Origin of the sequence: Allopseudospirillum japonicum, from assembly GCF_900108915.1 — a bacterium.
GTDB classification, from domain to species: Bacteria; Pseudomonadota; Gammaproteobacteria; order Pseudomonadales; family Halomonadaceae; genus Pseudospirillum; species Pseudospirillum japonicum.
This window is the reverse complement of record NZ_FNYH01000013.1, coordinates 1-24,358: the sequence shown is the minus strand read 5'-3', so window position 1 is coordinate 24,358 and position 24,358 is coordinate 1. Positions and strand designations below refer to the sequence as shown.

The 24,358-nt window shown below is 46.5% G+C and carries 21 protein-coding genes, 1 tRNA gene and 1 pseudogene; 15 read left to right on the top strand and 8 right to left on the bottom strand.

Translation table 11 applies throughout. The features are described from left to right. Positions 1 to 112 precede the first annotated feature (112 nt). The 4 genes from glyQ to dusA all read left to right on the top strand — a co-directional run bounded on the left by glyQ (position 113) and on the right by dusA (position 7,258). Positions 113 to 1,075, top strand: coding sequence for a glycine--tRNA ligase subunit alpha (gene glyQ, locus BMX05_RS10840; protein WP_093311688.1), 963 nt, complete (start codon positions 113 to 115; stop codon positions 1,073 to 1,075). Beyond that, complete coding sequence (glyS, locus tag BMX05_RS10835) at positions 1,075 to 3,153, top strand: glycine--tRNA ligase subunit beta (RefSeq protein WP_093311685.1); 2,079 nt, start codon at positions 1,075 to 1,077, stop codon at positions 3,151 to 3,153. Before glyQ ends, glyS begins: the two co-directional genes overlap by 1 nt. Positions 3,154 to 3,371: 218 nt before the next feature. Then, positions 3,372 to 6,269: a bifunctional diguanylate cyclase/phosphodiesterase gene (locus BMX05_RS10830; RefSeq protein WP_093311681.1), complete on the top strand. Its 2,898-nt coding sequence runs from the start codon at positions 3,372 to 3,374 to the stop codon at positions 6,267 to 6,269. Then, positions 6,266 to 7,258: a tRNA dihydrouridine(20/20a) synthase DusA gene (dusA, locus tag BMX05_RS10825; protein WP_281246223.1), complete on the top strand. Its 993-nt coding sequence runs from the start codon at positions 6,266 to 6,268 to the stop codon at positions 7,256 to 7,258. Before BMX05_RS10830 ends, dusA begins: the two co-directional genes overlap by 4 nt. 28 nt (positions 7,259 to 7,286) lie before the next feature. Here the strand turns inward: dusA and BMX05_RS10820 are convergent, their stop codons facing one another. Continuing rightward, positions 7,287 to 7,553, bottom strand: coding sequence for a cell division protein ZapB (locus BMX05_RS10820; RefSeq protein WP_093311676.1), 267 nt, complete (start codon positions 7,551 to 7,553; stop codon positions 7,287 to 7,289). 394 nt (positions 7,554 to 7,947) lie between these two features. Here BMX05_RS10820 and BMX05_RS12525 point away from each other — a divergent pair, with 394 nt between their 5' ends. The 5 genes and pseudogenes from BMX05_RS12525 (at position 7,948) to rpoH (ending at position 12,053) form a co-directional block, all read left to right on the top strand. Next, the gene (locus BMX05_RS12525) at positions 7,948 to 8,103 is read left to right on the top strand and encodes a hypothetical protein (protein WP_177166886.1); all 156 of its coding nucleotides are present in this window, start codon (positions 7,948 to 7,950) and stop codon (positions 8,101 to 8,103) included. 231 nt (positions 8,104 to 8,334) lie between these two features. Further along, a pseudogene (gene ftsY / locus BMX05_RS10815) lies at positions 8,335 to 9,324 on the top strand (signal recognition particle-docking protein FtsY); the annotation flags it as partial. Between the two features lie 10 nt (positions 9,325 to 9,334). Next, positions 9,335 to 10,015 (top strand): cell division ATP-binding protein FtsE, encoded by a 681-nt coding sequence (gene ftsE / locus BMX05_RS10810; RefSeq protein WP_093311669.1) that lies wholly within the window; start codon positions 9,335 to 9,337, stop codon positions 10,013 to 10,015. Further along, complete coding sequence (ftsX, locus tag BMX05_RS10805; protein WP_093311665.1) at positions 10,012 to 11,049, top strand: permease-like cell division protein FtsX; 1,038 nt, start codon at positions 10,012 to 10,014, stop codon at positions 11,047 to 11,049. Before ftsE ends, ftsX begins: the two co-directional genes overlap by 4 nt. Positions 11,050 to 11,171: 122 nt before the next feature. Further along, a complete protein-coding gene (rpoH, locus tag BMX05_RS10800; RefSeq protein WP_093311661.1) occupies positions 11,172 to 12,053 on the top strand; it encodes an RNA polymerase sigma factor RpoH in 882 nt (293 codons plus the stop codon). 70 nt (positions 12,054 to 12,123) lie between these two features. Here rpoH and BMX05_RS10795 read toward each other — a convergent pair. Then, positions 12,124 to 12,200, bottom strand: a tRNA-Arg gene (locus tag BMX05_RS10795). Positions 12,201 to 12,270: 70 nt separating this feature from the next. Then, on the bottom strand, positions 12,271 to 13,017 hold the full coding sequence (locus BMX05_RS10790; RefSeq protein ID WP_093311657.1) for a flagellar brake protein: 747 nt from the start codon (positions 13,015 to 13,017) through the stop codon (positions 12,271 to 12,273). A gap of 191 nt (positions 13,018 to 13,208) precedes the next feature. Between BMX05_RS10790 and BMX05_RS10785 the strand changes: the two genes are divergently transcribed. Beyond that, positions 13,209 to 14,846 carry an HD family phosphohydrolase gene (locus tag BMX05_RS10785; RefSeq protein ID WP_093311653.1) on the top strand — a complete coding sequence of 546 codons (1,638 nt, stop codon included), beginning with the start codon at positions 13,209 to 13,211 and terminating at the stop codon, positions 14,844 to 14,846. 53 nt (positions 14,847 to 14,899) lie between these two features. Here the strand turns inward: BMX05_RS10785 and BMX05_RS10780 are convergent, their stop codons facing one another. From BMX05_RS10780 to BMX05_RS10775, 3 genes are all read right to left on the bottom strand, one after another. Then, entirely contained in the window at positions 14,900 to 15,607 is a 708-nt protein-coding gene (locus tag BMX05_RS10780; RefSeq protein ID WP_245710708.1) for a class I SAM-dependent methyltransferase, read from the bottom strand. Beyond that, a complete protein-coding gene (locus BMX05_RS12800) occupies positions 15,604 to 15,909 on the bottom strand; it encodes a MerR family transcriptional regulator (protein WP_245710707.1) in 306 nt (101 codons plus the stop codon). Before BMX05_RS12800 ends, BMX05_RS10780 begins: the two co-directional genes overlap by 4 nt. 115 nt (positions 15,910 to 16,024) lie before the next feature. After that, positions 16,025 to 17,773 (bottom strand): protein adenylyltransferase SelO, encoded by a 1,749-nt coding sequence (locus BMX05_RS10775; protein ID WP_245710706.1) that lies wholly within the window; start codon positions 17,771 to 17,773, stop codon positions 16,025 to 16,027. A gap of 309 nt (positions 17,774 to 18,082) precedes the next feature. On the opposite strand from BMX05_RS10775, the gene BMX05_RS10770 reads away from it, so the two are divergent. The 3 genes from BMX05_RS10770 (at position 18,083) to BMX05_RS10750 (ending at position 20,720) form a co-directional block, all read left to right on the top strand. After that, positions 18,083 to 18,385, top strand: a complete 303-nt coding sequence (locus tag BMX05_RS10770; protein WP_218139042.1) for a hypothetical protein — start codon at positions 18,083 to 18,085, stop codon at positions 18,383 to 18,385. Positions 18,386 to 19,187: 802 nt separating this feature from the next. Then, entirely contained in the window at positions 19,188 to 20,240 is a 1,053-nt protein-coding gene (locus BMX05_RS10755) for a helix-turn-helix domain-containing protein (RefSeq protein ID WP_093311647.1), read from the top strand. Further along, on the top strand, positions 20,241 to 20,720 hold the full coding sequence (locus BMX05_RS10750) for a PIN domain-containing protein (protein ID WP_093311644.1): 480 nt from the start codon (positions 20,241 to 20,243) through the stop codon (positions 20,718 to 20,720). It begins immediately after the preceding gene. A gap of 480 nt (positions 20,721 to 21,200) precedes the next feature. Here the strand turns inward: BMX05_RS10750 and BMX05_RS13025 are convergent, their stop codons facing one another. Further along, entirely contained in the window at positions 21,201 to 21,452 is a 252-nt protein-coding gene (locus BMX05_RS13025; RefSeq protein WP_245710705.1) for a site-specific integrase, read from the bottom strand. 332 nt (positions 21,453 to 21,784) lie between these two features. On the opposite strand from BMX05_RS13025, the gene BMX05_RS10735 reads away from it, so the two are divergent. Together BMX05_RS10735 and BMX05_RS10730 are read left to right on the top strand one after the other, a co-directional pair. Next, positions 21,785 to 22,108, top strand: coding sequence for a helix-turn-helix domain-containing protein (locus BMX05_RS10735; protein WP_449680802.1), 324 nt, complete (start codon positions 21,785 to 21,787; stop codon positions 22,106 to 22,108). Further along, complete coding sequence (locus tag BMX05_RS10730) at positions 22,098 to 23,450, top strand: type II toxin-antitoxin system HipA family toxin (RefSeq protein ID WP_093311638.1); 1,353 nt, start codon at positions 22,098 to 22,100, stop codon at positions 23,448 to 23,450. The genes BMX05_RS10735 and BMX05_RS10730 overlap by 11 nt, the downstream gene beginning before the upstream one ends. Positions 23,451 to 23,508: 58 nt before the next feature. Here the strand turns inward: BMX05_RS10730 and BMX05_RS10725 are convergent, their stop codons facing one another. Further along, the gene (locus BMX05_RS10725) at positions 23,509 to 24,249 is read right to left on the bottom strand and encodes a class I SAM-dependent methyltransferase (protein ID WP_093311634.1); all 741 of its coding nucleotides are present in this window, start codon (positions 24,247 to 24,249) and stop codon (positions 23,509 to 23,511) included. Between the last annotated feature and the right edge of the window lie 109 nt (positions 24,250 to 24,358).

The following is a 24,358-nucleotide window of genomic DNA, read 5'->3' as shown; positions in this document are numbered from 1 at the left end:
TGTGCTAGGGCTTGTTGCGTCGCGTATTTTCGTTAAACTTGCGCGCACCTCATCGTCGTTTGCCATGATAAGCGGCGCCTTGCTCAATTGATTTTTTTCCGAGGGTAACCCTGTGAGTGCTCAAGCAACCCCAGATGTCAGCAGTTTTCAAGGGCTTATTTTGGCTCTACAAGCGTTTTGGGCGAAACAAGGTTGTGTCATTTTACAGCCTTTAGATATGGAAGTGGGTGCAGGTACCTTTCACCCAGCCACTTTTTTACGCGCGATTGGCCCAGAAAACTGGAACAGTGCCTATGTGCAACCTTCGCGCCGCCCGACCGATGGCCGCTATGGCGAGAACCCCAATCGTCTACAGCATTACTATCAGTTCCAAGTGGTGATGAAGCCTTCGCCTGCCAATATTCAAGAATTATATCTTGATTCTCTGCGTATGCTGGGGATTGATCCTCAAGTGCATGATATTCGCTTTGTGGAAGATAACTGGGAATCCCCCACCCTAGGGGCTTGGGGTTTAGGTTGGGAAGTTTGGTTAAATGGCATGGAAGTGACCCAGTTTACTTACTTCCAGCAAGCCGGTGGTATTGAATGCTATCCTGTCACTGGGGAAATCACCTATGGCTTAGAACGGATTGCCATGTATTTGCAAGGGGTTGATAGTGTTTATGATCTGGTGTGGACGCAAGCACCGGATGGCACTCAAGTTACCTATGGTGATGTGTTCCACCAAAACGAGGTGGAAATGAGTGCCTACAATTTTGAACATGCCGATGTGCCCATGCTGTTCACTAATTTTGATCATTATGAAACGCAATGCCAATCCCTGCTCGCGCAAGGTTTGCCCCTACCTGCCTATGAAATGGTGCTCAAGGCTTCGCATACTTTTAACCTATTGGATGCGCGCCATGCGATTTCCGTGACCGAACGCCAACGCTATATTTTACGTGTACGTACTTTAGCGCGTGATGTGGCACAAGCCTATTTTAATGCACGCCATGCACTCGGCTTCCCACTAGCGAGCCCTGCCTTGCGTGACGAAGTCTTAGCCCAACTTGCCAGCGAACAGGAGACTCACTAATGGCAGATGCGCGCGATTTTCTTGTTGAACTCGGTGGCGAAGAATTACCGCCAAAAGCCTTGCAAGCCTTATCTGAGGCCTTTGCCCAAGGGTTACAAAGTGCACTGGATAAAGCGGGCCTAAGTTACACCTCAGTAACCGCCTATAATACGCCGCGCCGTTTGGCAGTCTATGTACAAGATTTGGCGTTAGCGCAAGCGGATCGTGAAATTGAACGCCGTGGCCCTGCTTTACAAGCCGCTTTTGATGCACAAGGCGCACCAACTAAGGCCTTACAAGGCTTTGCACGCTCTTGTCAGGTAGATGTCAGTGATCTTATTGAATTGCAGACCGATAAAGGCACTTGGATGGGCTATCGCTACACCCAAACCGGTGAAGCCACGAAAAACCTCTTGCCTGAAATGGTCGCTAAAGCAGTGGATCAGCTGCCAGTACCTAAGCGCATGCGTTGGGGCGCCTCTCGGGTCGAGTTCTCTCGTCCAGTCCATTGGTTAGTGATGTTGCTAGGTGAGGACATTGTCCCCGCGCAAGTGTTGGGTTTGCAAGCCGGACGCCATACACGTGGCCATCGTGTGCATTCAAATACAAACATTGAGCTAACCCAAGCCAGCGGCTACCTAGAAACCTTGTATCAAGCCAAAGTCATGGTAGATCCAAAAGCACGCAGCGAGCGCATTCGTGCACAGGTGTTGGAACAAGCAGCACAATACCAAGGCACTGCAGTCATTGATGAAGACTTGCTAGATGAAGTCAATGGCTTAGTTGAATGGCCAGTCGCGTTAACTGGTAGTTTTGAACAAGCCTTTTTGCAAGTGCCAGCAGAGTGTTTGATTTCTTCAATGAAGGCCAATCAAAAATACTTCCATATGCTGGATGCACAAGGCAACTTGCTGGCGCACTTTATCACGATTGCCAACTTAGAAAGCCAAGATCCGCAGCAAGTCATTCATGGAAATGAGAAAGTCATTCGGCCACGACTTGCTGATGCTGCCTTCTTTTTTGCCACCGATAAAAAACAGCCTTTAGATGCGCGCATTCCCGCGTTGAAAAACGTGGTCTTCCAGCAACAGCTAGGCAGTTTGTATGCAAAGACCCAACGTATCAAGCAGTTAGCAGCTTATATTGGTGAGCAGTTACAAGCAGATGTGGCCGCGATTGAGCGTGCAGCAGATTTAAGCAAGTGCGATTTAGTCACTGAGATGGTACTAGAATTCCCCGAATTACAAGGGATTATGGGCTATCACTATGCGCTAGATGCCCAAGAAGCGCCTGAAGTTGCACAAGCTTTAAATGAGCAATACATGCCACGCCATGCCGGTGATGCTTTGCCAGAAACTATGACGGGGATGGCACTTGCTTTGGCAGATCGCCTTGATACCTTGGTGGGGATTTTTGCTTTAGGTCAGCGTCCAACAGGTGATAAAGATCCCTTTGGTTTACGCCGTGCCAGTTTGGGGGTTTTGAATATTTTGGTGCATCGTCAACTGGATTTGGATCTTAAGGACTTACTCACACGCGCAGCTGCAGCGCATACACAACTCCCACAAGCACAAGATGCGGTCGAGGCCGTGCTTGAGTATATGCTAGAGCGTTTCCGTGCTTGGTATCAGGCACAATCGATAGGGGTAGAAGTCGTCACGTCCGTACGTGCGCGTGGCGTCACTCATCCTTTAGATTTTGATCGTCGTGTCCAAGCCGTGGCCAGCTTTATGCAGCATCCTGCTGCACCAGCTTTAGCCGCTGCAAATAAACGAGTGGCGAATCTTCTTACGAAAGAAACTCCAGCTGCAGACGCACAAGTACAAACTGAGTTATTAACAGAAGCAGCAGAAATTGCCTTAGCACAAGCCATTGCTGCAAAACGTACTGAGATTGCGCCTTTAGCTGCTCAGGCTGATTATCAAGGGATACTAGCCAGCTTGGCGGAGCTAGGGGCGCCTGTCGATGCCTTCTTTGAGCAAGTGATGGTGATGGCAGAGGACACGCAAGTACGTGCCAATCGCTTAGCTTTACTTGCAGCTCTACAAGCCTTGTTCCTTGAAGTTGCAGATATAGCCGTCTTACCTACCTTGGCTTAATCTGAGTTTTTACGCCTCCTCTTGTCTTATTAGGAGGCGTATTTTTGGTTAATTGCTCGGTTAAACATATTTCTCTGCGACTCTTAGTGCGCCATCTTTGGGATTCGTCAAATTTTGGCTAAGCTGTATCTAGTATGATACATAAGCTTCGTTTATAAGATGTTTATTTATCTGAGACGATTTCTGAACCAAACCCTGATGGAAGGCCAAAACGTTTTATGTTTATTCGGCGCTGGCAAATTAACGCAAAAACGCTACCACGGATCCAAACTTTAGGTATGACAGGGGTAGTTCTCTTATTAACCTTATCGATGGGCTTGTATTTTAGTTTTGAAATGCGCGCCCAAATACAAGAGCGTTTAAGTCATCTGCGTGATGAAATCATCGACCAGCAAAAGAAAATGCTCACCGATGAAATGAGCTCAATTCAAGGATATTTAAAATTTATCCGCTTGCAAGCGGAACAGGTATTAAAAAATGCCGCTAAAGCAGAAGTCGAGCAAGCCATTGCTATTGCACGCGCTTTATATCAAAAGCAAAAGGGCCAAATGCCAGATCCTCAGCTGGCTGAGTTAATTATCAACACCTTAAGAGATATCCGCTTTTTCGAAGGCCGAGGTTATATTTTTATTGATGATATGCAAGGCCAGTGCATACTTTTACCAACTGCTCCGCATTTGGAAGGCACCTCTTTTATTGAGAACCAAGATGATACCGGCCACTATATTATGCGTGGTTTAATTGATGCGGTGAAAAATCCGCAAGGTGCAGGTTTCTCTCGTTATCGTTGGTATGCACCGCGTGATCCAGAAAATATGGCAGATAAAATTTCTTATGTGCAATATTTTGCCCCTTTTGATTGGATTATAGGTGCAGGAGATTATTTATATCGTGTAGAAGATGATTTAAAAAAATCTGCGATTGAGCGTTTAAATAGCATTCGTTTTGGTAACTTTGGGTATATTTCTGTATTAAGTGGCGATGGTTATCTTATCTCAAACCCAACACGTACAGCCCAGGTAGGTAAGCATTATTCTACCTTTGAAAGTTATGCACATGCGCAATTATTCCAACAATTAATGAATTTAGGAAAAAATGGCGGTGGTTTTCTTGAATATGATTGGTATTTGCCAGATGGTTCTGGACCTTATCCTAAATTATCTTTAGTTGCTTATGTCCAAGAGTGGGACTGGATTTTAGTCGCAGGTATTTATTTAAGTGAATTAAATCAACTGGTTGAATTACAAGAAGCGGAAATTAATCAAGCACAACAAAAAGACTTCATTACGTTACTCATTGCACTGGGTGTGGCTACGATTATTTCCTTACTGGCGGCTTTGTGGTTTGCTTCTTGGTTACGCCAGCTATTTGCACGCTATCAGGCCGATTTAGATCAACAAAATAAAACTTTGATTGCCAATGCGCGCGAGTTAGAGCTGGCCGCTCAGGTGTTTGCTAATGCCAGCGAAGGCATTATGGTCACCGATGAGCAAAACCGTATTGTCACCGTAAATCAAGCCTTTACCTATATTACTGGCTATAGCTTGCAAGATGTCAAAGGGCGTAATCCTTCCATGCTATCGTCTGGGCGTCATCCCATTGAATTTTATACGCACCTGTGGCGTACCCTGCAACGTAAAGGCCAATGGCAAGGTGAGTTATGGAATCGGCGTAAAGATGGTAGCTTGTATCCTGAGTGGCTTTCCATTGTGATTTCTCGGGATAAAGAGGGCAAAATTGCGCATTATGTCGCGACTTTTAATGATATTAGTGAGCGCAAAGATGTTGAAGAACGCTTACGCTATATGGCTGAATATGACAGTTTAACCGATTTACCTAATCGGCGTTTATTACATGCACGCGCCACTCAAGCGATGCAGCGTGAACATACTCCAGACACTTTAATTGCGTTACTCTTTATTGATTTAGACCGTTTTAAGAATATTAATGATTCTTTAGGACATGCGATTGGTGATGAGGTTTTAAAGAAAGTTGCAAAACGTTTAGTAGCACATGTACCTGTAGGGGATACGGTAAGCCGTATTGGGGGCGATGAGTTTGTGATTTTAACCACAGGGATTAGCAATACGAATGATATTGCTTTATTAGCTGAGATGTTAATTAAGGCGGTGGCACGGCCAATTCATTGTGGTGAACATGAATTAGTTATTACTCCCAGCATTGGAATTGCTTTATATCCAGAGGATGGGGAAGATTTTGATACCTTATCACGCAATGCGGATGCGGCTTTATATCATGCAAAAGAATCGGGAAAAAATACCTTCCAGTTTTTTACTGCTGAATTAAACCAGCGTGTTTCTGAGCGTTTAAGTTTGGAAAATGCGTTGCGTATTGCTTTGAATCAGGGCGAATTTGAGCTCTATTACCAACCGCAATACCGGTTAGCAACCCAAAAATTAGTCGGATGCGAGGCTTTAATTCGTTGGAATAGTCCAGAACATGGCCTGGTTTCGCCACTGCGTTTTATTCCTTTAGCAGAAGAAACCGGATTAATTTTACCCATTGGTGAATGGGTGTTAGCGCAAGCGTGTCGTCAAGGGGAGCAATGGCGGCAAGCAGGTGCGCACGATTTTAGTATGGCGGTCAATTTATCTGCGTTGCAGTTCCGGCATGATTTGATCGGTTGTGTGGAGCGTGTCTTACAGGAAACTGGCTTCCCTGCGGGGAATTTGGTGTTAGAAGTGACAGAAAGTGTCTTAATGGAACACGCGGAACATGCCGCACAAACTTTAGGATATTTAAAGCGTTTAGGGGTCCAAGTCGCCTTAGATGATTTTGGTACTGGATATTCCAGCCTGGCTTATTTAAAGCGTTTCCCGCTGGATAAACTCAAAATTGATAAAACTTTTGTCGCCGGCTTGCCAGAAGATAAAGACGATGCCGCCATTACCTCTTCTGTGATTGATATTGCCAAAAATCTTAGGCTGCATACGGTGGCAGAAGGCATAGAAACACAAGCCCATTTAGACTTTTTAACCCAAGCAGGGTGCGAGGATGTACAAGGATATTTATTGTCGCGTCCTTTACCCGCTGCCGCATTTGTACAGCATATGCAGCACCCGCCAGCTTGGCCCGTACAGGTAGAAAAAACTTGAAAGTAAATACAGCAGCGACTTTTTCCGTCGCCCCCATGTTGGATTGGACTGATCGCCATTATCGCTATTTTGCACGTATCTTAAGCCGACGTGCACTTTTGTATACAGAAATGGTCACCACAGGCGCAATTTTACACAGTGGCGATGCGGGGCGTTTTTTGGATTACTCACCGCAAGAACATCCTCTGGTATTACAATTAGGTGGTGGTGATCCGCAGGCACTGGCACAAGCAACCCAATTAGCGACCCAAGTTTGGCATTATGATGAAATCAATTTAAATGTGGGTTGCCCAAGTGATCGGGTACAAAATAATGCGATAGGTGCTTGTTTAATGGCGGACCCTGCACGGGTTGCGCTTTGTTTCCAAGCCATGCAAGCGCAAACCGATCGTCCAGTAACGATCAAGTGTCGTTTAGGTATTGATGATCAAGATGAAGACCAGGATTTGCAGCGCTTTATCGAGGTATGCGCACAAGCGGGTTGCCAACATTTTATCGTGCATGCGCGTAAAGCTTGGTTGCAAGGATTATCACCGAAGGAAAATCGCGAAATTCCCCCACTCAACTATGCGCGCGTTTATCGTTTAAAGGCAGATTTCCCCGAGCTTTGTATTAGCCTCAATGGCGGCATCCAAACGTTGGCGGAGGCTAAAGCGCATCTAGCCTATGTAGATGGTGTGATGCTTGGGCGGGCGGCTTACCAAAACCCTTGGCTCTTAGCACAAGTGGATCAGGTTTTATTTCACGACGAACCGAACCCTTTAACCCGCCATCAAGCAATTCGTCGCTTGTATCCCTATATAGAAACGGCGTTAAGCCAAGGTAGCCGTTTAAACCATATCACGCGGCATTTACTCAATATTTTTCAAGGGTGTTATGGTGGCAAGCGTTTTCGGCGTTATCTTAGTGAGCAGGCTCACTTGCCTAATGCTGGGGTAGAAGTGCTGGAAACAGCGTTAGCTCTGGTGCCAGAAATACCTGCCCCTTAAGGGCAGGATGATGCAGAAACCGCGTAGATTAAGAAGGGAAATGCGTTGTGTTTTCAGGAGTTTCATCCAGTTCCAACGGGGCTTCTTCTTGCGTATCAGTTTCTGGATTGACAGCATCATCTAAAGCAGAAAATTTGCCTAATAAACGTGTCAGTTGCTCTTCCCAAGCTTGGCGATCTTGACGCAAATCCGCATTTTCTTGGCGTAAATCATCAATTTCCATCTTGAGTAAATCAATGGTTTCAACAGCATTTTGAATGCGTTGTTCTAGTTCTGTGAGTAGTTCGATACTCATAAATATTTGACTCCTTAGTGTCCACAAAACAGAGGGGTAAAATTAACCTTGAGTTTACACCATAGGATGCGGGTATACACTAGGGATTATGCCTTGCGCACCTGCCTTGCTCCTTACCCCAAACACCAGTGATAAATACACCAACGTGGGATAGGTGACAACAGGGTATGACAGCTTCGCCGTCATCCGCTGCTCGCATGGGGCGAGGGTTTGCTAATACCCTAGGAAGATCTTGCAAAGAGCACCGCAAATGCCCGCCTATCTCACCTAGTGAAAGGCAACACTTCCATGATAATTGTCAGTGTCTAATAAAGAGAGCTTGGGGTATGATGCGCAAAGCCGCTGGCTTAAAATAAGTCGTTTAGCCTATCTGATCAGAGAAGGAGTGCAGACAATGCATAATGAAATTGGCCCTTTATTTATGAGCTTGTTAGTCATTGCCGCGATTTTGGCAATGTCAGTGTATGCTTATAAGTTTTTTAAAGCAGAACTTAAAAAGAGCGATGAGCAGCAAAAAACACAAGCACAAAACGACCAGCAACAGAAATAATCGCTAGCGTTTTTGCTAAAAGGAATGACAATACCTTGTTTTTGTAATCCTTGCCCCAGATAGGCCTTTAGAGATGACTAAAGGCCTTTTTTGTTGGCGAACGTTAACGCAAATCCCGCAGCAATGGTAGGATTAACCCCAGTGTCCGCTTTTTTCCTCACCTCCTAGCTTAGGGAGCTAGTTTTTATGTTTGGCTTTTTAAAATCTAAAGATAAAACCTCACCAGAAACGCCAGAATCTACTACCTCAGAGTCTGTAGCCGAACCTAAAAAGCAAGGTCTTTTTTCCCGCATCAAACAAGGGCTAGCGCGTACGCGTGCTTCCTTAGGCGCAGGTATTAGCCAACTGCTACAAGGTAAAAAGCATATTGATGAGGCGTTACTAGAAGAGTTAGAAACCCAGTTACTGATGGCTGATGTGGGCATCCAAGCTACAACAGACATTATTGAGACTTTAACGGAAGCTGTCGAACGCAAAGAATTACAAGATTCGCAGGCGCTCTATACCAAGCTGCAAGAATTACTCGAACACATACTTACTCCTGTCAGCCAACCTTTAGTGTTACCAGAAGACAAAACCCCTTTTGTCGTGCTCGTTGTTGGTGTGAACGGTGTTGGTAAAACCACCACCATAGGTAAGTTAACACGACGCTTCCAGCAGGAAGGCAAGCAAGTGATGCTGGCGGCAGGTGATACCTTTCGGGCGGCAGCGGTTGAGCAATTACAAACTTGGGGCGAGCGCCATCAAGTCCCTGTGATTGCCCAACATACAGGCGCAGACAGTGCCTCTGTGATCTTTGATGCTTTGCAAGCTGCCAAAGCGCGTCAAATGGATGTATTAATTGCTGATACTGCTGGACGCTTACACAACAAAAGCAACCTGATGGAAGAGTTACGCAAAGTACACAGAGTATTGCAGAAGCTAGATCCACAAGCCCCACATGAAGTCTTGTTAGTGATCGACGGGGGTACAGGCCAAAATGCACTTAATCAAGCTCGTGAGTTCCACGCTTCGGTTCCCTTAACTGGGCTAGCAGTCACCAAGCTCGATGGCACAGCAAAAGGGGGCGTGATTTTCGCACTGGCTAAAGAAATTGGTATTCCTGTACGTTTTATTGGGGTTGGCGAGCAAGCGGAAGATTTGCGTCCTTTTGTTGCGCAAGATTTCGTGCGCGCTTTATTTGATGTGACTGAAGAAAACGCTCAACCACCGCAAGCTTAAAGGAAACCCCATGATTACCTTCGATAGTGTCAGCAAAAGGTATCCTAACGGACACGAAGCCCTAGTGAATCTCAGTTTTCAACTAGCACGCGGGGAGATGGCTTTTTTAACTGGGCATTCAGGCGCAGGTAAAAGCACACTGCTTAAACTCGTGATGCAAATTGAACACCCTTCACGTGGGCAAGTTTTTGTCGATGGGCAAAACCTCAGCCGGATGCGTATCGGGCAAATCCCTTATCTTAGACGCAAAATTGGTGTGGTTTTCCAAGATCACCAACTCCTTTTTGATCGCAGCGTCTTTGATAACGTGGCTTTACCTTTAGTCATCGAAGGTATGGAACCTAAGGAAATCAAGCGCCGTGTGCAGGCCGCTTTGGACAAGGTCGGTTTGCTTTCTAAGGAACGTTTAAATCCGATTAGCCTATCAGGTGGGGAACAACAAAGGGTGGGTATTGCACGCGCTGTCGTCAATAAACCCCCCTTGCTGTTGGCCGATGAACCAACAGGTAATCTAGACCCTATGCTATCCCGAGACATTATGCATTTATTTGAGCAATTTAATCAGGTCGGCGTGAGTGTCTTAATCGCAACACACGACTTAGCCTTGATTAGTCGCTTGCGCCACCGAATGCTTACGCTAGGTCAAGGGCGTTTATTGCAAGATGGTTTTGTTGGGGAGGTCGGTGTATGAGTCGTCGCGAAAATCCACGCCCCATTGGGGCAACCCGTACACCTGATACACCACGTCCTGAAAAAGTCGTGCCCAAACGCGAAACAGGTGCGCAGATTAGTCAAATTAAAAGAAGTAGCCAAATCCGTAGTTGGGCGCGTCACCACCGACAAGTTGCCCTTGATAGCATGTTGCGTTTAATACGCGCACCTTTTGCCACCTTGATGACCTTGGGTGTGATTGCCATTGCCTTATCGTTACCCACCGGCTTATACCTCTTTTTAACTAATGCGCAGCTAGTGACTTCGAACTGGGATGGTAGCGCACAAATTTCTTTATATTTGCAACAATCTTTGACAAGCGAACAAGGAGAGCTGTTAGCGCAGCAAATAGAAAAACGTGGGGATGTCGGTGAAGTACAGTTTATTTCAAAGGAACAGGCCTTATTAGAATTTAAAGCCCTTTCTGGCTTTGGCGAAGCATTGGATTACCTCGAAGATAATCCTTTACCAGCGGTGATCGTGGTGCGCCCAGCATCTGGATTACTTTTGGAACAACAAGAAGAGCTCTTGCGTGATTTACAAGGCTTTACTGGTGTCGATGAAGCCCAATTAGATTTAGCTTGGGTCAAACGCTTGTATTATATTATGCAGCTTGGACAAAAAGCAGTTTCTGGATTAGCCGCTGTGTTAGGCATTGCCGTGCTTTTAGTCATAGGCAATACCATACGCTTAGCCATTGAAAGCCGCCGGCAAGAAATTGTCGTAGTCAAGCTGGTTGGAGGGACCAATGCCTTTGTACGTCGTCCCTTCTTGTACACAGGCGTTTGGTATGGCTTGGGCGGTAGCTTACTTTCTTGGTGCTTACTGACACTAAGCTTGCTCTGGCTAGAACAACCTGTACAATCGCTAGCCAATGCCTATGCGAGTGATTTCAACCTCATGGGGTTAAACCAAGAAGACACTTTAAGCCTGCTCCTGTTAGGTGCTGTGCTTGGGTGGTTAGGTGCTTGGCTTGCCGTCACTCGGCACATTAGTGCAATAGAGCCACGTTAAATGGTTAAACTTTTGGTCTCGACGAAAGTCGAAGCTTAAGCTTAAATGAAGTCAGTGATTATCTATTCAGCTTTATCTTTGAAGTCGGTTATTTTGCTATTCACCAGTGAGGAAATTCCTGCATGAGCACCCGTTTGCAAGTTGTGGATCACTTATCGCCAGGACGTGATTTAAATGGCTATATCCAAACTGTCAACAGCATTCCGGTGTTAAGCGCAGACGAAGAGCGCGAACTTGCGCAACGTTTGCACGACCTTGGCGACCTTGAAGCTGCTCGGCGCTTGGTTATGGCACATTTACGCTTCGTGGTACATATTGCCAGAAGTTATTCTGGGTATGGTTTGGCACAAGCGGATCTGATCCAAGAAGGGAATGTCGGCTTAATGAAAGCCGTGAAACGCTTTGATCCCAGTGTTGGCGTGCGCCTCGTTTCTTTCGCTGTCCATTGGATTAAAGCAGAGATTCATGAGTTTGTGCTTAAAAATTGGCGTATCGTTAAGGTTGCAACGACCAAAGCCCAGCGAAAACTCTTTTTTAATCTGCGCAGTGCTAAAAAAAGTCTCTCTTGGTTATCCGGCGATGAAGTCCATGCGATTGCACAAGATTTAGATGTCCGCCCTGAAGTCGTGCGCGAAATGGAAGGGCGTATGACAGCTTCAGATGCCGCTTTTGATGGCTATCAAGATGAAGACGAAGACACACACACCAGTTTAGCCCCTATGCATTATTTGGAAGATGCCAATGCAGACCCTGCCTATCAAATGGAACAGGCCAACTGGGAAGCGGATGCGAGCTATCGTTTGCAATATGCGATGCAGCAATTAGATGAGCGTAGCCGAGATATTTTGCAACAACGATGGTTGCAAGAAGAAAATAAAGCAACTTTGCATGATTTAGCCGCTGTGTACCAAGTCTCAGCTGAGCGCATCCGTCAGTTAGAAAAAAACGCCATGCAAAAATTACGCAAGCTCATGGAACAAGCGCCTCCTGCTTTGTTAGCTTAGGGCTTTTTGGGATTTCCAGATGTCTTGAGGGGATGTCAAACAAGGGTTAGCAAAGAAAAACTAGCTAGTTTGGCGTCCCCGAGAGGGATCGAACCTCCAACCTATCCCTTAGGAGGGGATTGCTCTATCCAATTGAGCTACGGGGACACGGGCGCCTATTATACAAAGGTCATGCAAGCTTGCAATGCTCGATTCCCTTCGAGCTTTTTTTCGCCTGTTATCTCAGGCCTAAGCGTCGTGCCTCACGCTGTAAATAAACCACAAAACGGTCCACTTCTCGTTGATTACGTCCATCAATTTGGATAAAGCGAAAACCACAATGGGTCGTTTCTAATTCTTCCAAATAGCTGGCATAACGCGCTTCTGCGCTACAACGGATCAAAATATTTTGTGATTCGACCTCGATTTCTACTTCATCAAATTCTTCCAGCTCATCAAAAGGGGGCGTGACCAAAAAGGGAAATTCCACTTTGCAGCCTGTCGAGGAAATATCCAATAATTCCCCTTCTAAAATGATTTCACGATGCGCTGCATTCAGGCGTACCGGAATATGGTAGGTTCGGCCTACATGCGCGCGAAAGGCTTCTCGACGCTGATGGTGGATCATAGACGTGGGGAAAGCTACCTTATACATGGCACCATCATGTGCAGGTATCACTTCGGTGACTTTGCAGCCAGAGAAGAAAATCTGTACCCCTTGATCCGAAGCACGCACACTAAAACGTTGCCCCGCCAGCAAGCGTTCATGTCCATGGATGGGGTTGAGCTCGTCAAGCAGAAAATACCCTTCAGCACTATTCACATCTAACACAATACTGGCAAATATGTGTTGAGTGCTGGCAAAACTCACGTTCAGTTGTGCATGAGTACGTTTTAAGGTGCGCAGGATGTAAGCCATCTCTGCCCGTCGGGTTACGAGATACTTTTCTGGATCCTGTTCATCAAGCAGAGACTTGGTATCCATAGGCAAATGTTCGCTTTTTAGTTTTTAGGGAATGGTCTTAAGTATAAGGTATCGGCGCAAGGGCTTCATCCTTGGCAAAAAAATACACCATTAAAGCCGGTCAGCTTTTGTGGGTTGATCCAGCCCCCACGTTTTATCCTTTTTATGCCAGAATAGACCTTTGTCCTTGCGTCCTTTGAGAGGCTTGTTTTATGGATCAACATGCAGATGCGAACACCCAGCTTTGGAAATGGATTCAAAAACTCAACGAGGTCGGTTGTGCTTTATCCTCAGAAAAAAACCGTGCCCGTTTATTAGAACGCATTTTGCTTAGTGCGCGCGAGTTGACTTCAGCCGATGCAGGAACTTTATATATCCTAGAGCCGGATCATGTATTGCGTTTTGCGATTGTGCAAAATGATTCTCTACGTATTTCCCTTGGAGGCACGAGCGAACCGGTCGGCGAACGTTTCCCCTTGATTCGCTTATATAGAGATAATGGCGAACCCAATGAGCACATGGTAGTCGCTTGGGCTGTGTTGCATGATCAGATTGTCAATATCCCTGATGCTTACGATGCTCAAGGCTTTGATTTTTCTGGCACTCGCCGTTTTGATGCCAGTACCGGCTATCGCTCGCGCTCTTTTCTCACCATTCCGATGAAAAACCACGAAGGCGAAATTATTGCGGTTTTGCAACTGCTCAATAAAAAATCGCAAGGGCAAGTGGTAGCTTTTGACACGGTTGACGAAGCCATTGCTGGTTCACTGGCTTCCCAAGCTGCCATTGCACTGACCAATCAAAGATTAATTGAAGAATTACGCCATCTTTTTGATAGCTTTGTACAAGTGATTGCGCGTGGTATTGATGCCAAGTCTCCGCATACAGGTACCCATTGTCGGCGCGTGCCGGATGCAACCTTATTACTTGCAGAAGCGGCAAGCCGTTCTCAGCTAGCCACACTGGCCAACTTTAACCCGACGGATGAAGATTATTACGAGATCCGTATCTCTGCGTGGTTACACGATTGTGGCAAAATTATCACCCCACATCACATTATGGAAAAATCAACCAAGTTACAGGGGTTGTTTGATCGTATTGAATTGATTAGCGCACGCTTTGAAATTTTACAACGTGATTTAAAAATCCAATATCTACAAGCTTGTTTAGATGCTGAACGCAAAGGGGTCGCAGATCCCAGTTATTTGCAAGCATTAGAACAGCATTATCAAACGGCCTGTGCGCAACTTGAACAAGATTTAGCTTTGATTCGTCACTGTAATACGGGACAAGAATTTACCCCAGATGCAGTGATTGAACGTATCCAAGCCTTGGCACAACAAAAGTGGCGTAACCTTCTTGGACACACACGGCCTTTATTAGAAGCGGACGAAGTAGAAAACCTCTCTGTGCGTCGTGGCACCTTAAACGCACGCGAACGCAAGATTATGGAAGATCACATGGTGGTCACTTTAGATATGCTAGATCAACTTCCCTTTCCTAAATACCTTAAAAATGTGCCTGAATATGCAGGTGGCCACCACGAGCGTATGGATGGACGCGGCTATCCGAAAGGGCTCACGCGCGAGCAAATGTCTGTTCCTGCACGCATTATGGGGATTGCAGATGTGTTTGAAGCTTTAACCGCACCTGAACGCCCTTACAAACAACCTATGCCTTTATCGCAAGCCTTAAGCATTATGCAGCGTATGGTAGAAGATCAGCATCTAGACCCTGATTTATTTGAGGTTTTTGTTAAGGACAAGGTGTATTTAGCCTATGCCAAGCGGCATTTACATCCGAGCCAAATCGATGTGGATCATTGGCCGCTGGAAGCGACAGCCTCTTGAATTAAGTCATCGACATCCTCCCCGCACTAAAAGTACGGGGTTTGTCGCGCATTTTAGTTATTTTTCTGCAGTACAAACATCTGATAGCCAAACTCGCCTAGATAGCCTTCATACATCGTAATTTCTTGCTCGATATCTGCAATGGCGGTTGAATTTGGCAGGCTTGCTTTAACTTCTGCAACTCGTGCTTTAAGCGGTTGATAATAATCGTGCCATGCGTGTTCACTTAAGGTGAAATGATCAATCACATCAAAGCCCGCTTGGTGCATTTGGCTTAAACGTTTTTCGATGGTTTGCATATCTGGGTATTCACCTTCCCAGAATGCGACTGCCTCTTGGCTTGGGTTATCGGTTAACCATACTAGGTCACTGATGACCATGAAGCCGCTATCAGTCAGCAATTTACGCCACTGGGTTAATGCTTGCTCAACACCCATGATGTAAGCTGCCGCTTCTGACCAGATGCAATCAAAGCGTTCAGGTGAAAAAGGCAGATCCGTCATGCTGGCACAGCTTAGGACTACGCGGGCATCTAACCCCTGCTCAGTGAGGCGTTCACCGAGTTCATCCAGCGCACTTTGCTCGTTATCCACCGCCACAATCTCGGCTTGGGTGTGTTGTGCCAATAAACGGGTTGAAAAGCCTTTGCCGCAGCCAATATCAATGATCTTGGTGGGTATTGTTGGCAGCATTGACAAGGCTTTTAACGTGTCAGTATCACAGCCTGGCCCCCAGCGTTCTAAGCCTTGGAATACCGTCATAGCAAAGCAGCAAGTAACGCGCGAGCTTGTTGCTTTTTAGCGATGTCTTCGTCCAACTGCTGCAAGCGCTTTTCAAGTACAGTGCGCTGCACCTTGCTGTCCAAAAAGGATTTACATTCCTTAAGTGTTAAACCGCCCGCTTGCAGTTGTTGCAGCAAATACAAACGTTGCGCATCTTGGTCGGAATACAAGCGGTAACCATTTGCTTGGCGTTTGCTATCCAATAAGCCCTGCTGCTCGTAATACAGCAAAGTAGAGCGCGATAGACCAACTTTTTTGGCAAATGCAGAAATGGAATACATAGCATCAAGCTCCAAGGCGAATACCCATCCTTGGTGAAGGTAAAGGATCAAGTTGTAGACAAGTCAACCGGTATTCAACCAATCCTTATGCGCTCGTTGCGCAGATTGTGCGCTTTCAAGAAGAACAACTCAGATGGGAAATCCCCCCAGCACCAAAGGCCTCTATCGGTTTCTGGCGGTAGAAACGCTCAGCAATCGCTTGTGACTGCTCGGTATAAGGCTGTGTCATCAGGGTTTGCAGTTCATGGATGAGGTGATAATTCCCCGCCATCGCTGCTTGATAAGCCGGAGCTAGCAGCCATTCCCGTAAAGTGTATTTGGGGTTCACCGCCTTCATTTGAGCACGTATTTGTGCTTCTGAACGCCCTGTCTCGCCCTCTGTACCTAATGCCTGTCGCCACTGACTGAGCCAAAGCGACCAAGAGGCATCAAGCGGTTGAGTCTCAAGATCATCTTGTTGAGAATGCGGAGCAAAGCGCTGGTTACCTGTATTCTGATAAAAGCTTGTTTTTAACGCCTGGATACTTGGAGGTACCTTGGATAGCTCACGGAAAAAACGGGTGTAATCTACCGGCGTGCGCATCATGAGCCTTTCCAGTTGCTGGAAGAGGTCAGCATCAAACTCAGTTAGGCCGAGCTTAGCTGCCCACATGGCTTCCATTTCTGCCTGCATGACTTGACTAAAATCCCGTTCAATTTCATGCAATGCCCGTAATGCTTGTGAATTATCCGCTAATAAAGGCTGTAAAGCTTGACAGAAACTACCAAAGTTTTTACCTGCCGCCATCGGCTGATTCATCAAGGCGAAATGCTGACCACCACCGGTCCAGGGTTGGTAATCAGGATGGAAGACATCAATAAAACCAAAAGGCCCGTAATCCAGCGTAAAGCCACCAGCGGCGCAGTTATCACTATTAAAGTTACCTTGGCAGTAACCCACTCTGATCCAGTTGGCGACTAGCTTAGTCAGTCGCCCACGGAAGGCTTTGGCAAGCATAAGCAGGCGCTCACTCAAACCACAAGAGCTCGGGATCTCATCCGCATATTCGCGTTCTATCAGATGGTGCACCAGCTGTTCCAGCTCGATGAGAGCATTGGCTTGTTGCTTGCGGGCGCGGCGGGCAAACAGCTCTAGCTGACCAACACGGATAAACGAAGAAGCTACACGGGTCGTTATAGCCACAGGTTCGGTCACCATACGGTCTGGGTCCAGCGCACGAGAACCTTCGGCATACCAAGGACGTCTAACACGATCGGTTTTGGAAACATACAGGGTTAAGGAACGTGTTGTGGGTACACCAAGCGCATGCATATGCTCCTGTGCTAAAAACTCGCGCACACTGGAACGCAACACAGCACGACCATCACCACCACGACAATAAGGTGTACGGCCACCGCCTTTTAGCTGCATCTCCCAACGCTGATTGCCCAGCACAGCTTCCAACACAGACACAGCACGACCATCGCCGTAAGCATTACCGGTTCTAAACGGGCACTGCTGGGTATATTGCGTGCCATAAATAGACAGCGCATAGCCGGTCGCCCAACCAGTTGTACGGAAACCCTGTGGCTGGTTCGAAAGATCACCACTAAATAAACGGATAAAATCAGCATCTTGGGCAAGCTGGTCGCTTAAGCCCAGCTCACGGAATAAAGTCTGGCTATGGGCGATATATTCAGGTTGCCCGATCGGCGTTGGCACAACCGGCACATAATGCCCGCTAAATACCTGACGTGGGTGATGATCCACCCCATCGGCGGTAGCATCCGGATCAGGCGTGAGGGTATCCATCAAGGAATAATCGAGGGAAGGTGCCAGTTCATCCAGCGTCTTGATCAAGGTGGTTGTAGTAGTGGTCTGCACGATAACGCCCGCCCGTGTGGTTTGGTGTGTTTGATCAAACATTATAGGGAGTGCGGCGGCTTACAAACAACGGGACACAATGCAGGGTTATTTTTATTTAAGGGTATTTGTGGATTTGTTTAATTCGGTGAAGTCCGCGTTTGCTTGACGCTAGCTGATTGATTCACCTTGTTTTCAGTAGGTATCCGCTATTGTGGGCACCTTGCGTTAAAGCCTTGCATCCCTCTGACAAACTATGCAAATTATTTCACCGTCCTGTTAGCACTTTGCTTGAGCAGGTTTCGAATTAAAACGACTACAAGGAAGGTTATGGCTCCCAATACCCATAAATTCAATGAAGATTCTCGTGTAAAAATCCCTGCCATACTGCATCTAATGCGTTTAGGTTATCAGTACCTATCACTTAAAGGGCAAAGTTGGGATCTCGATACCAATATCTTTCCTGAGCTATTTAAAACCGCTATTGGCAAAATTAACCCGGGTATTGAAGAGGCCGAAGCCGGTCGTGTGCTGGAAGATGTCAAACTACTGCTTGATAACGAAGACTTAGGCAAAGCCTTTTTTGAGCGCCTATCTGAGCGTTCAAATACCAAGCTGAAAGCTGGTACTTAGATGATTTAGATGCTTAGGGCGTTGATAAGATTGAGAAACAAGCCGATGATATGGCTAGAGAGGCGTTGATACCACAGAGTATTTGGTGCAGAAGTAGTTTATCGAGCGCTGTAGAAGTAAGGGAGCTAGCAAAAGAGCTTCAAATATCACCTTGTATCGTGGCTGGACGAGTTCGTTTTGAGAGTGGTGACCATAAAAAGTTTGGTTCTTTATTCCGTGACAAGATTAACGATTATTTTCAATGTTAAGCCATAAGCACTTGAGTAATCCACACATCATTCTCCGGCTTACAAAGGTGGTGCAGCAGCGCTAGGTTGATCTGGTGGCTGATCACCTTGCCGTTTCGTTTTTTGCTTTCTTTTCTCAAACCTCTCAGTAATAACCCCGTACATGATTTGCCTATTTGTTCCGGCGAACTGGGCAGGCAAAAGGCGCGGTTTTGCTGTGTGGGGTGCAAGGTAGTGCGTTTTCATGTTTTAGATGAAAGAAATGGCCATCAAACTAACCAGTCAAATCGGTTTTTTTATTATGGTCTGTGTGCAGCTAACTGTTTGAAATATATCGTCCAATACAGCTCTGCTTGGCTGTGTTAGCCAAGTGCAAAAAATCGAGACGCCAAACGATAGTTTGCATTCTAGGCTGGAAAAAACAAATGGTTTGTACTTTTGGCGTATGGGTATAAAAGTATGGGGAAGTGTGTTTGCGGACACGCGAATGATTGCCCTGCAAAACCAATCGACAAAAACGCCAACTTGGTTTATATTTTTAAAATTATTTTAGTTTTTATAAACCAGAGGTCTGTATGATTGGAGAGCGCATAAAACGAGCCCGTGCAGCCGCTGGCCTGTCGATGCAGGCCTTGGGTGAGCAAGTTGGTATTAGTGCCAACATGGTTAAAAAATACGAGCACGACCAGAGTATGCCTTCGTCGGGGGTTTTACTTAAATTGGCGAAGGCTTTGTCGGTTCGTACTGAATACTTCTTTCGCCCAGCGCAGGTGACTTTGGGGGAGGTGGAGTATCGTAAAAAAGCCTCAGCTTCAGCTAAGTTGCTAAAGAAGATTGAGTCTGATGTGGTTGACCAAGCTGAGCGCTGGTTAGCACTTAAAAATGTATGGCCAAACTTCCCGATAGCGAGTTTTAACTACCACCCTGACGTTCCTGTTGTAAGCACTTTAGACGCAGTAGAACAGGTTGCCGCTAAAGTCCGTACTGATTGGCAGTTGGGTATGAATCCATTGCCAGACTTAATCGACTTGCTCGAGTCTAAAGGTATTCTGGTGATTGTCAGTAACGTACCCCAAGCCGATAAATTTGATGGGTTACAAGCCAAAATATCAGGACAGCCAATTGTTGTAGTGTCTTCTCATTGGCCTGGTTGCCGTCAGCGGTTTACATTGGCGCATGAACTTGGCCACCTTGTTTTACATGGCTTACTAGATGAATCCATTGACGAAGAGATGGCCTGCAACCGCTTTGCTTCTGCGTTTTTACTGCCTGAAGTAGGCCTTTTTCAGCATCTAGGAGAGCGACGTTCAAACATAGATCCCAAAGAGCTGTTTTTCCTGAAACACGAATATGGCCTAAGCATGGCGGCTTGTTTGTATCGCAGTGCCGACCTTGGTGTAATCACCGAAGAGAAAAAACGCCAAATATTTATACAGTTCTCAAAAAACGGTTGGCGCAAGCAAGAGCCAGGGAATCCTTATCCACAAGAACAGACATTATTGTTTGAGCAGTTGGTTTATCGTGCATTGGCTGAGGGAATTGTTAGTGAATCGAAAGCCGCAGAGCTGTTACAGATATCAGTAATGGCATTGCATAAGCAGCGTCAAATGTTGGCTGAGGCTGTTTAAATGTATTTGTTGATCAGTGATGCCAATATTCTCATTGATCTCAAAGAAGGCCAATTATTAGAAGTCTTTTTCAATTTGCCTTACCAGTTCAAAGTGCCAGATGTGTTATTCCACGAGGAGCTAAGTGATCAACATGGCTATTTAATCGAGTTAGGCTTGTTGTTGGGTGAGCTAAGTTCTGAGTCTATGATGTACTCATTTGAACTGAGGCAAAAGTATAGTGGCCCTAGCATGAACGATTGCTTTGCGCTTGCGCTGGCGAAACAAGAACAGTGTCCATTGCTAACTGGGGATATGGCGCTTAGAAAGGCCGCTGAAAAAGAAGCGATATTGGTTCAAGGTACGCTATGGGTTGTCGAGCAGCTCGTCACCCATGGTGTATTGTCAGTTGAAGAAGCCCTAGCTGCCTACGATAAAATGGCAAAAGCTGGTCGTCGCTTACCTTGGGCGCTTGCAAAACAGCGTTTAACCCAATTATAAACTTTGCATAGCCCCAACTGCCCACAGTAAGTGAGCAAATGGGGGCTCGCTAATTTCTCCTGATTGGCTTTTTCGGCATGCGGCTGCGCTTGCCATCGAAGAACGCCAATACTCTGAACCAATAGAGCGATTCTTCATAACCTAGGCTGTGCGTTGGGTGTGCAGGCGGGATGAGCCCCAGTTTGCGTCCTAGGCCGACAATCACGTAGAACGTGAGTTTTAACGTCAGCCAAGGAGCGAGTACCACGAGTCCCATCAGGCAATACCGAGTAAGTGCGTAGCCTATGCCATATGGTTGTTCGAGTAAGACTTGGCTTTCAGCCCGTCCCGCGGACGTCCAAAATCCTTCCCTACGATTTTGTGGTTAATACAGCGTTCGGCCACGTTGCCGGCAATGCCTAAAGAGGGTGCAAGGCTGCGAAAGGTGCGGTGTAAATCGTGTACGGTGAAGTGTTCAAGTTTGCCCATTTTATTGGGAGGCTACTTTTTGCGTCCAGGCTCGCGACCAAAGAGTTTAGAAATGGCACGGTTCAGCGTATTTGGCCCCATATGCGGGCGATGGCTTGCTTGTCTAGCTGGGAAAACATAAGGCGAGCCACAAGCACGGATTTGCAGCTCGTTAAACCAGGTAATAGCTTGGCGCGGTAAGGGAATGCTAATTGGCACGCCAGTTTTGCTGTGCTCTTTGGGCAGGTCCCATACTCCTGTGGTTAAATCCATTTCACGCCACATGGATTCACACACTTGAACAGATAAAAATCTATTCAATATTCTGCACTTGCTCATTGAGTAGCGGCCTAGCCCCTAACAAACTCAACAACTTATCGAAAAGAAACCACTCAAAAATGCCTGTTTGCCCACCAAACTGCCCACCACTTGCCTCTGGCTTTTACTAAAATCTTAGTGGTGCTTCTTAGCTATGACTACGGAAAAACAGTGCCGTTTTTATGCTGCTGTTGGTACTTAAAAAATAGCAGTTTAGAAAGGCTCTATCGAGTAATTTTTCCAGCACCCCACCTAGTAATGGATACCATAATATCCATTTTTTGTTTTATTTGTCTATAATGGATATCACTGTATCCATTTGGTCTTTACAGATGAATTTTACCTTACTTGATGATACCGATGTAAGCCAAGCTTATGCGGCTTATTTACGTGAGTTACGCAAGCAGGCAAAGCTGTCACGAGCGGCGCTTGCTGAGCGAAGCTGCGTACCTGCGGCCACCATTAAGAAATTTGAGCTGACTGGGCAAATTTCATTTCGCCAATTGCTGTTGCTATGGCAGACCCTTGATTCGCTAGATAGGCTTTATCAGCTCACGCAACCTAGCAAAGAACGCGCTGCTATACCCACGAGTATTGATGAGGTGCTAAAAGATGAGTTTTAAACCCATTCAAAAACTCGCTGTAACTCGCACGTTGAGCTCAGGTGAACAGATCTCTGTTGGAGTCTTGGCGCAGAATCGGCAAGGCGTTTTTTTCCAGTATGCAGACAGCTATTTGCAGCAGTTTGGCAATTTATCACCGTTTACCTTGCAAGCGAATGCGCAAGTTCAAGCCGCACCTAAAGCGCCTCACCAAGGTGTACATGGCGTATTTGGCGATTGTTTGCCCGACGGCTGGGGCATGTTGTTACAAGATCGTATTTTCCGGCAACAGGGCATTTTGCCTAATCAATTAACGGCGATGGACCGGTTGGCCTTTGTCGGTGATAAAGGCATGGGAGCATTGTCTTTTTCTCCGGTGTCTGAGTTTTCAGGCACCACGCATGCGGATATTGATTTAGCGACGTTAGGCTTAGAAGCGCAAACGCTGTTTGATGCTTCAATGTCAGATTATATGGACGACAACCACGATGAGTTAGATGGTCATACGCAACAGGTGTTGGCTGCATTGGTCGCGGGTGGTAGTTCGGGCGGGGCAAGGCCAAAAGCGCAGATTTATATGCCTGCTGGAGAAACTAAGCAATGCCGAACCTTTGCAAAGCCTGGCGATGAAGCGTGGCTGATTAAATTTACTTCTAAAAATCTCGCGCTCGGCCATGAAGAAGGTTTGTGTGAGGCGGTTTATTTGCAAATGGCCGAGCTTGCCAAGTGCCAACCACCAGTCTGGCAACTCATTGAAGCACCATCTTTAAGCGGTGCATCTGCCTGGTTAGCGCTTAAGCGTTTTGATTATGTCACTGAACAGGCCGACTCAGGCAATCAACTGAGTTCAGGCCGATTGCATATGCACAGCGCTTGCGGGCTTCTGGATGCAGACTTTCGAACGCCAAGTTTAGATTATATTGACTTGATCAAAGCCAGTCGTCAGTTGTGTAAATCACCAGCCGCCGGGCAGCTGCAATTTCGTCGCGCCATTTTTAACCTGTTGTCGTCTAACCAAGACGATCACAGTAAAAACTGGGCGTTTTTGCAAGCGGATGACGGTCAATGGAACCCTGCACCTTTTTACGATGTTACCTACAGCCCACATCCATTCAACGAACACGCCACTGCGTTCGGAGGTTATGGCAAAGCGCCTCCGACTAAGGTGATGCAAAAACTCGCGACCAGTGCTGGCTATGGGAGTTGGCATGAGGCAAGGCAAGTCATTGAAGAAGTCGCAGAAGCCATCAGCCAATTTACTTATCTTGCCAAGCAACAAGGGATCAGTAAAACAACAGTGTCTGCGATTGCTAAGACATTGGATCAGCGCAAACAGGAAAATGCAGCGCTTTATTATCGCTAAGACTCATCCTAAAGCTCAGTTAAACGGTGTGGAGGCAGGGCGATTTTAAGCCCTTGTTTTAAGCTCCTTTGCGCAGCACAAACATGTGGTATCCAAACTCGCCTAGGTAGCCTTCATAAATCGCAATTTCTCGCTCAATATCTGCAATGGCGTTTGAATTTGGCATGCTTGCTTTTACTTCTGCCACTCGCGCTTTGAGTGGTTGATAGTAATAGTGCCATGCTTGTTCACTTAAGGTGAAATGATCAATCACATCAAAGTCTGCTTGGCGCATTTGGCCTAAGCGCTTTTCGATGGTTTGCATATCTGGGTATTCACCTTCCCAGAATGCGACTGCCTCTTGGCTTAGGTTATCGGTTAACCATATTAGGTCACTGATGACCATGAAGCCGCTATCAGTCAGCAATTTACGCCACTGGGTTAATGCTTGCTCAACACCCATGATGTAAACTGCCGCTTCTGACCAGATGCAATCAAAGCGTTCAGGTGCAAAGGGCAGGTCCGTCATGCTGGCGCAGCTTAAGGTTACGTGGGCATCTAACCCCAGCTCAGTGAGGCATGCACCGAGTTCATCCAGCGCACTTTGCTCGTTATCTAATGCCACGATTTGTGCTTGGGTGTGTTGTGCCAATAAACGGGTTGAAAAGCCTTTGCTGCAGCCAACATCAAGAATCTTGGTGGGTATTGTTGGCAGCATTGACAAGGCTTTTAACGTGTCAGTATCACAGCCTGGCCCCCAGCGTTCTAAGCCTTGGAATACCGTCATAAAGTCGGCCATGTATTGATCGTGTTCGTTCATATCTTTTGATAACCATGTGAACTACTCGCAGCTAAAGCAGCGAGCTTCCAAGATAACGGCCTAAGCCGCTAACTTTTCTTTTTTGACGCTTCGTTGGACACCGCTAGTC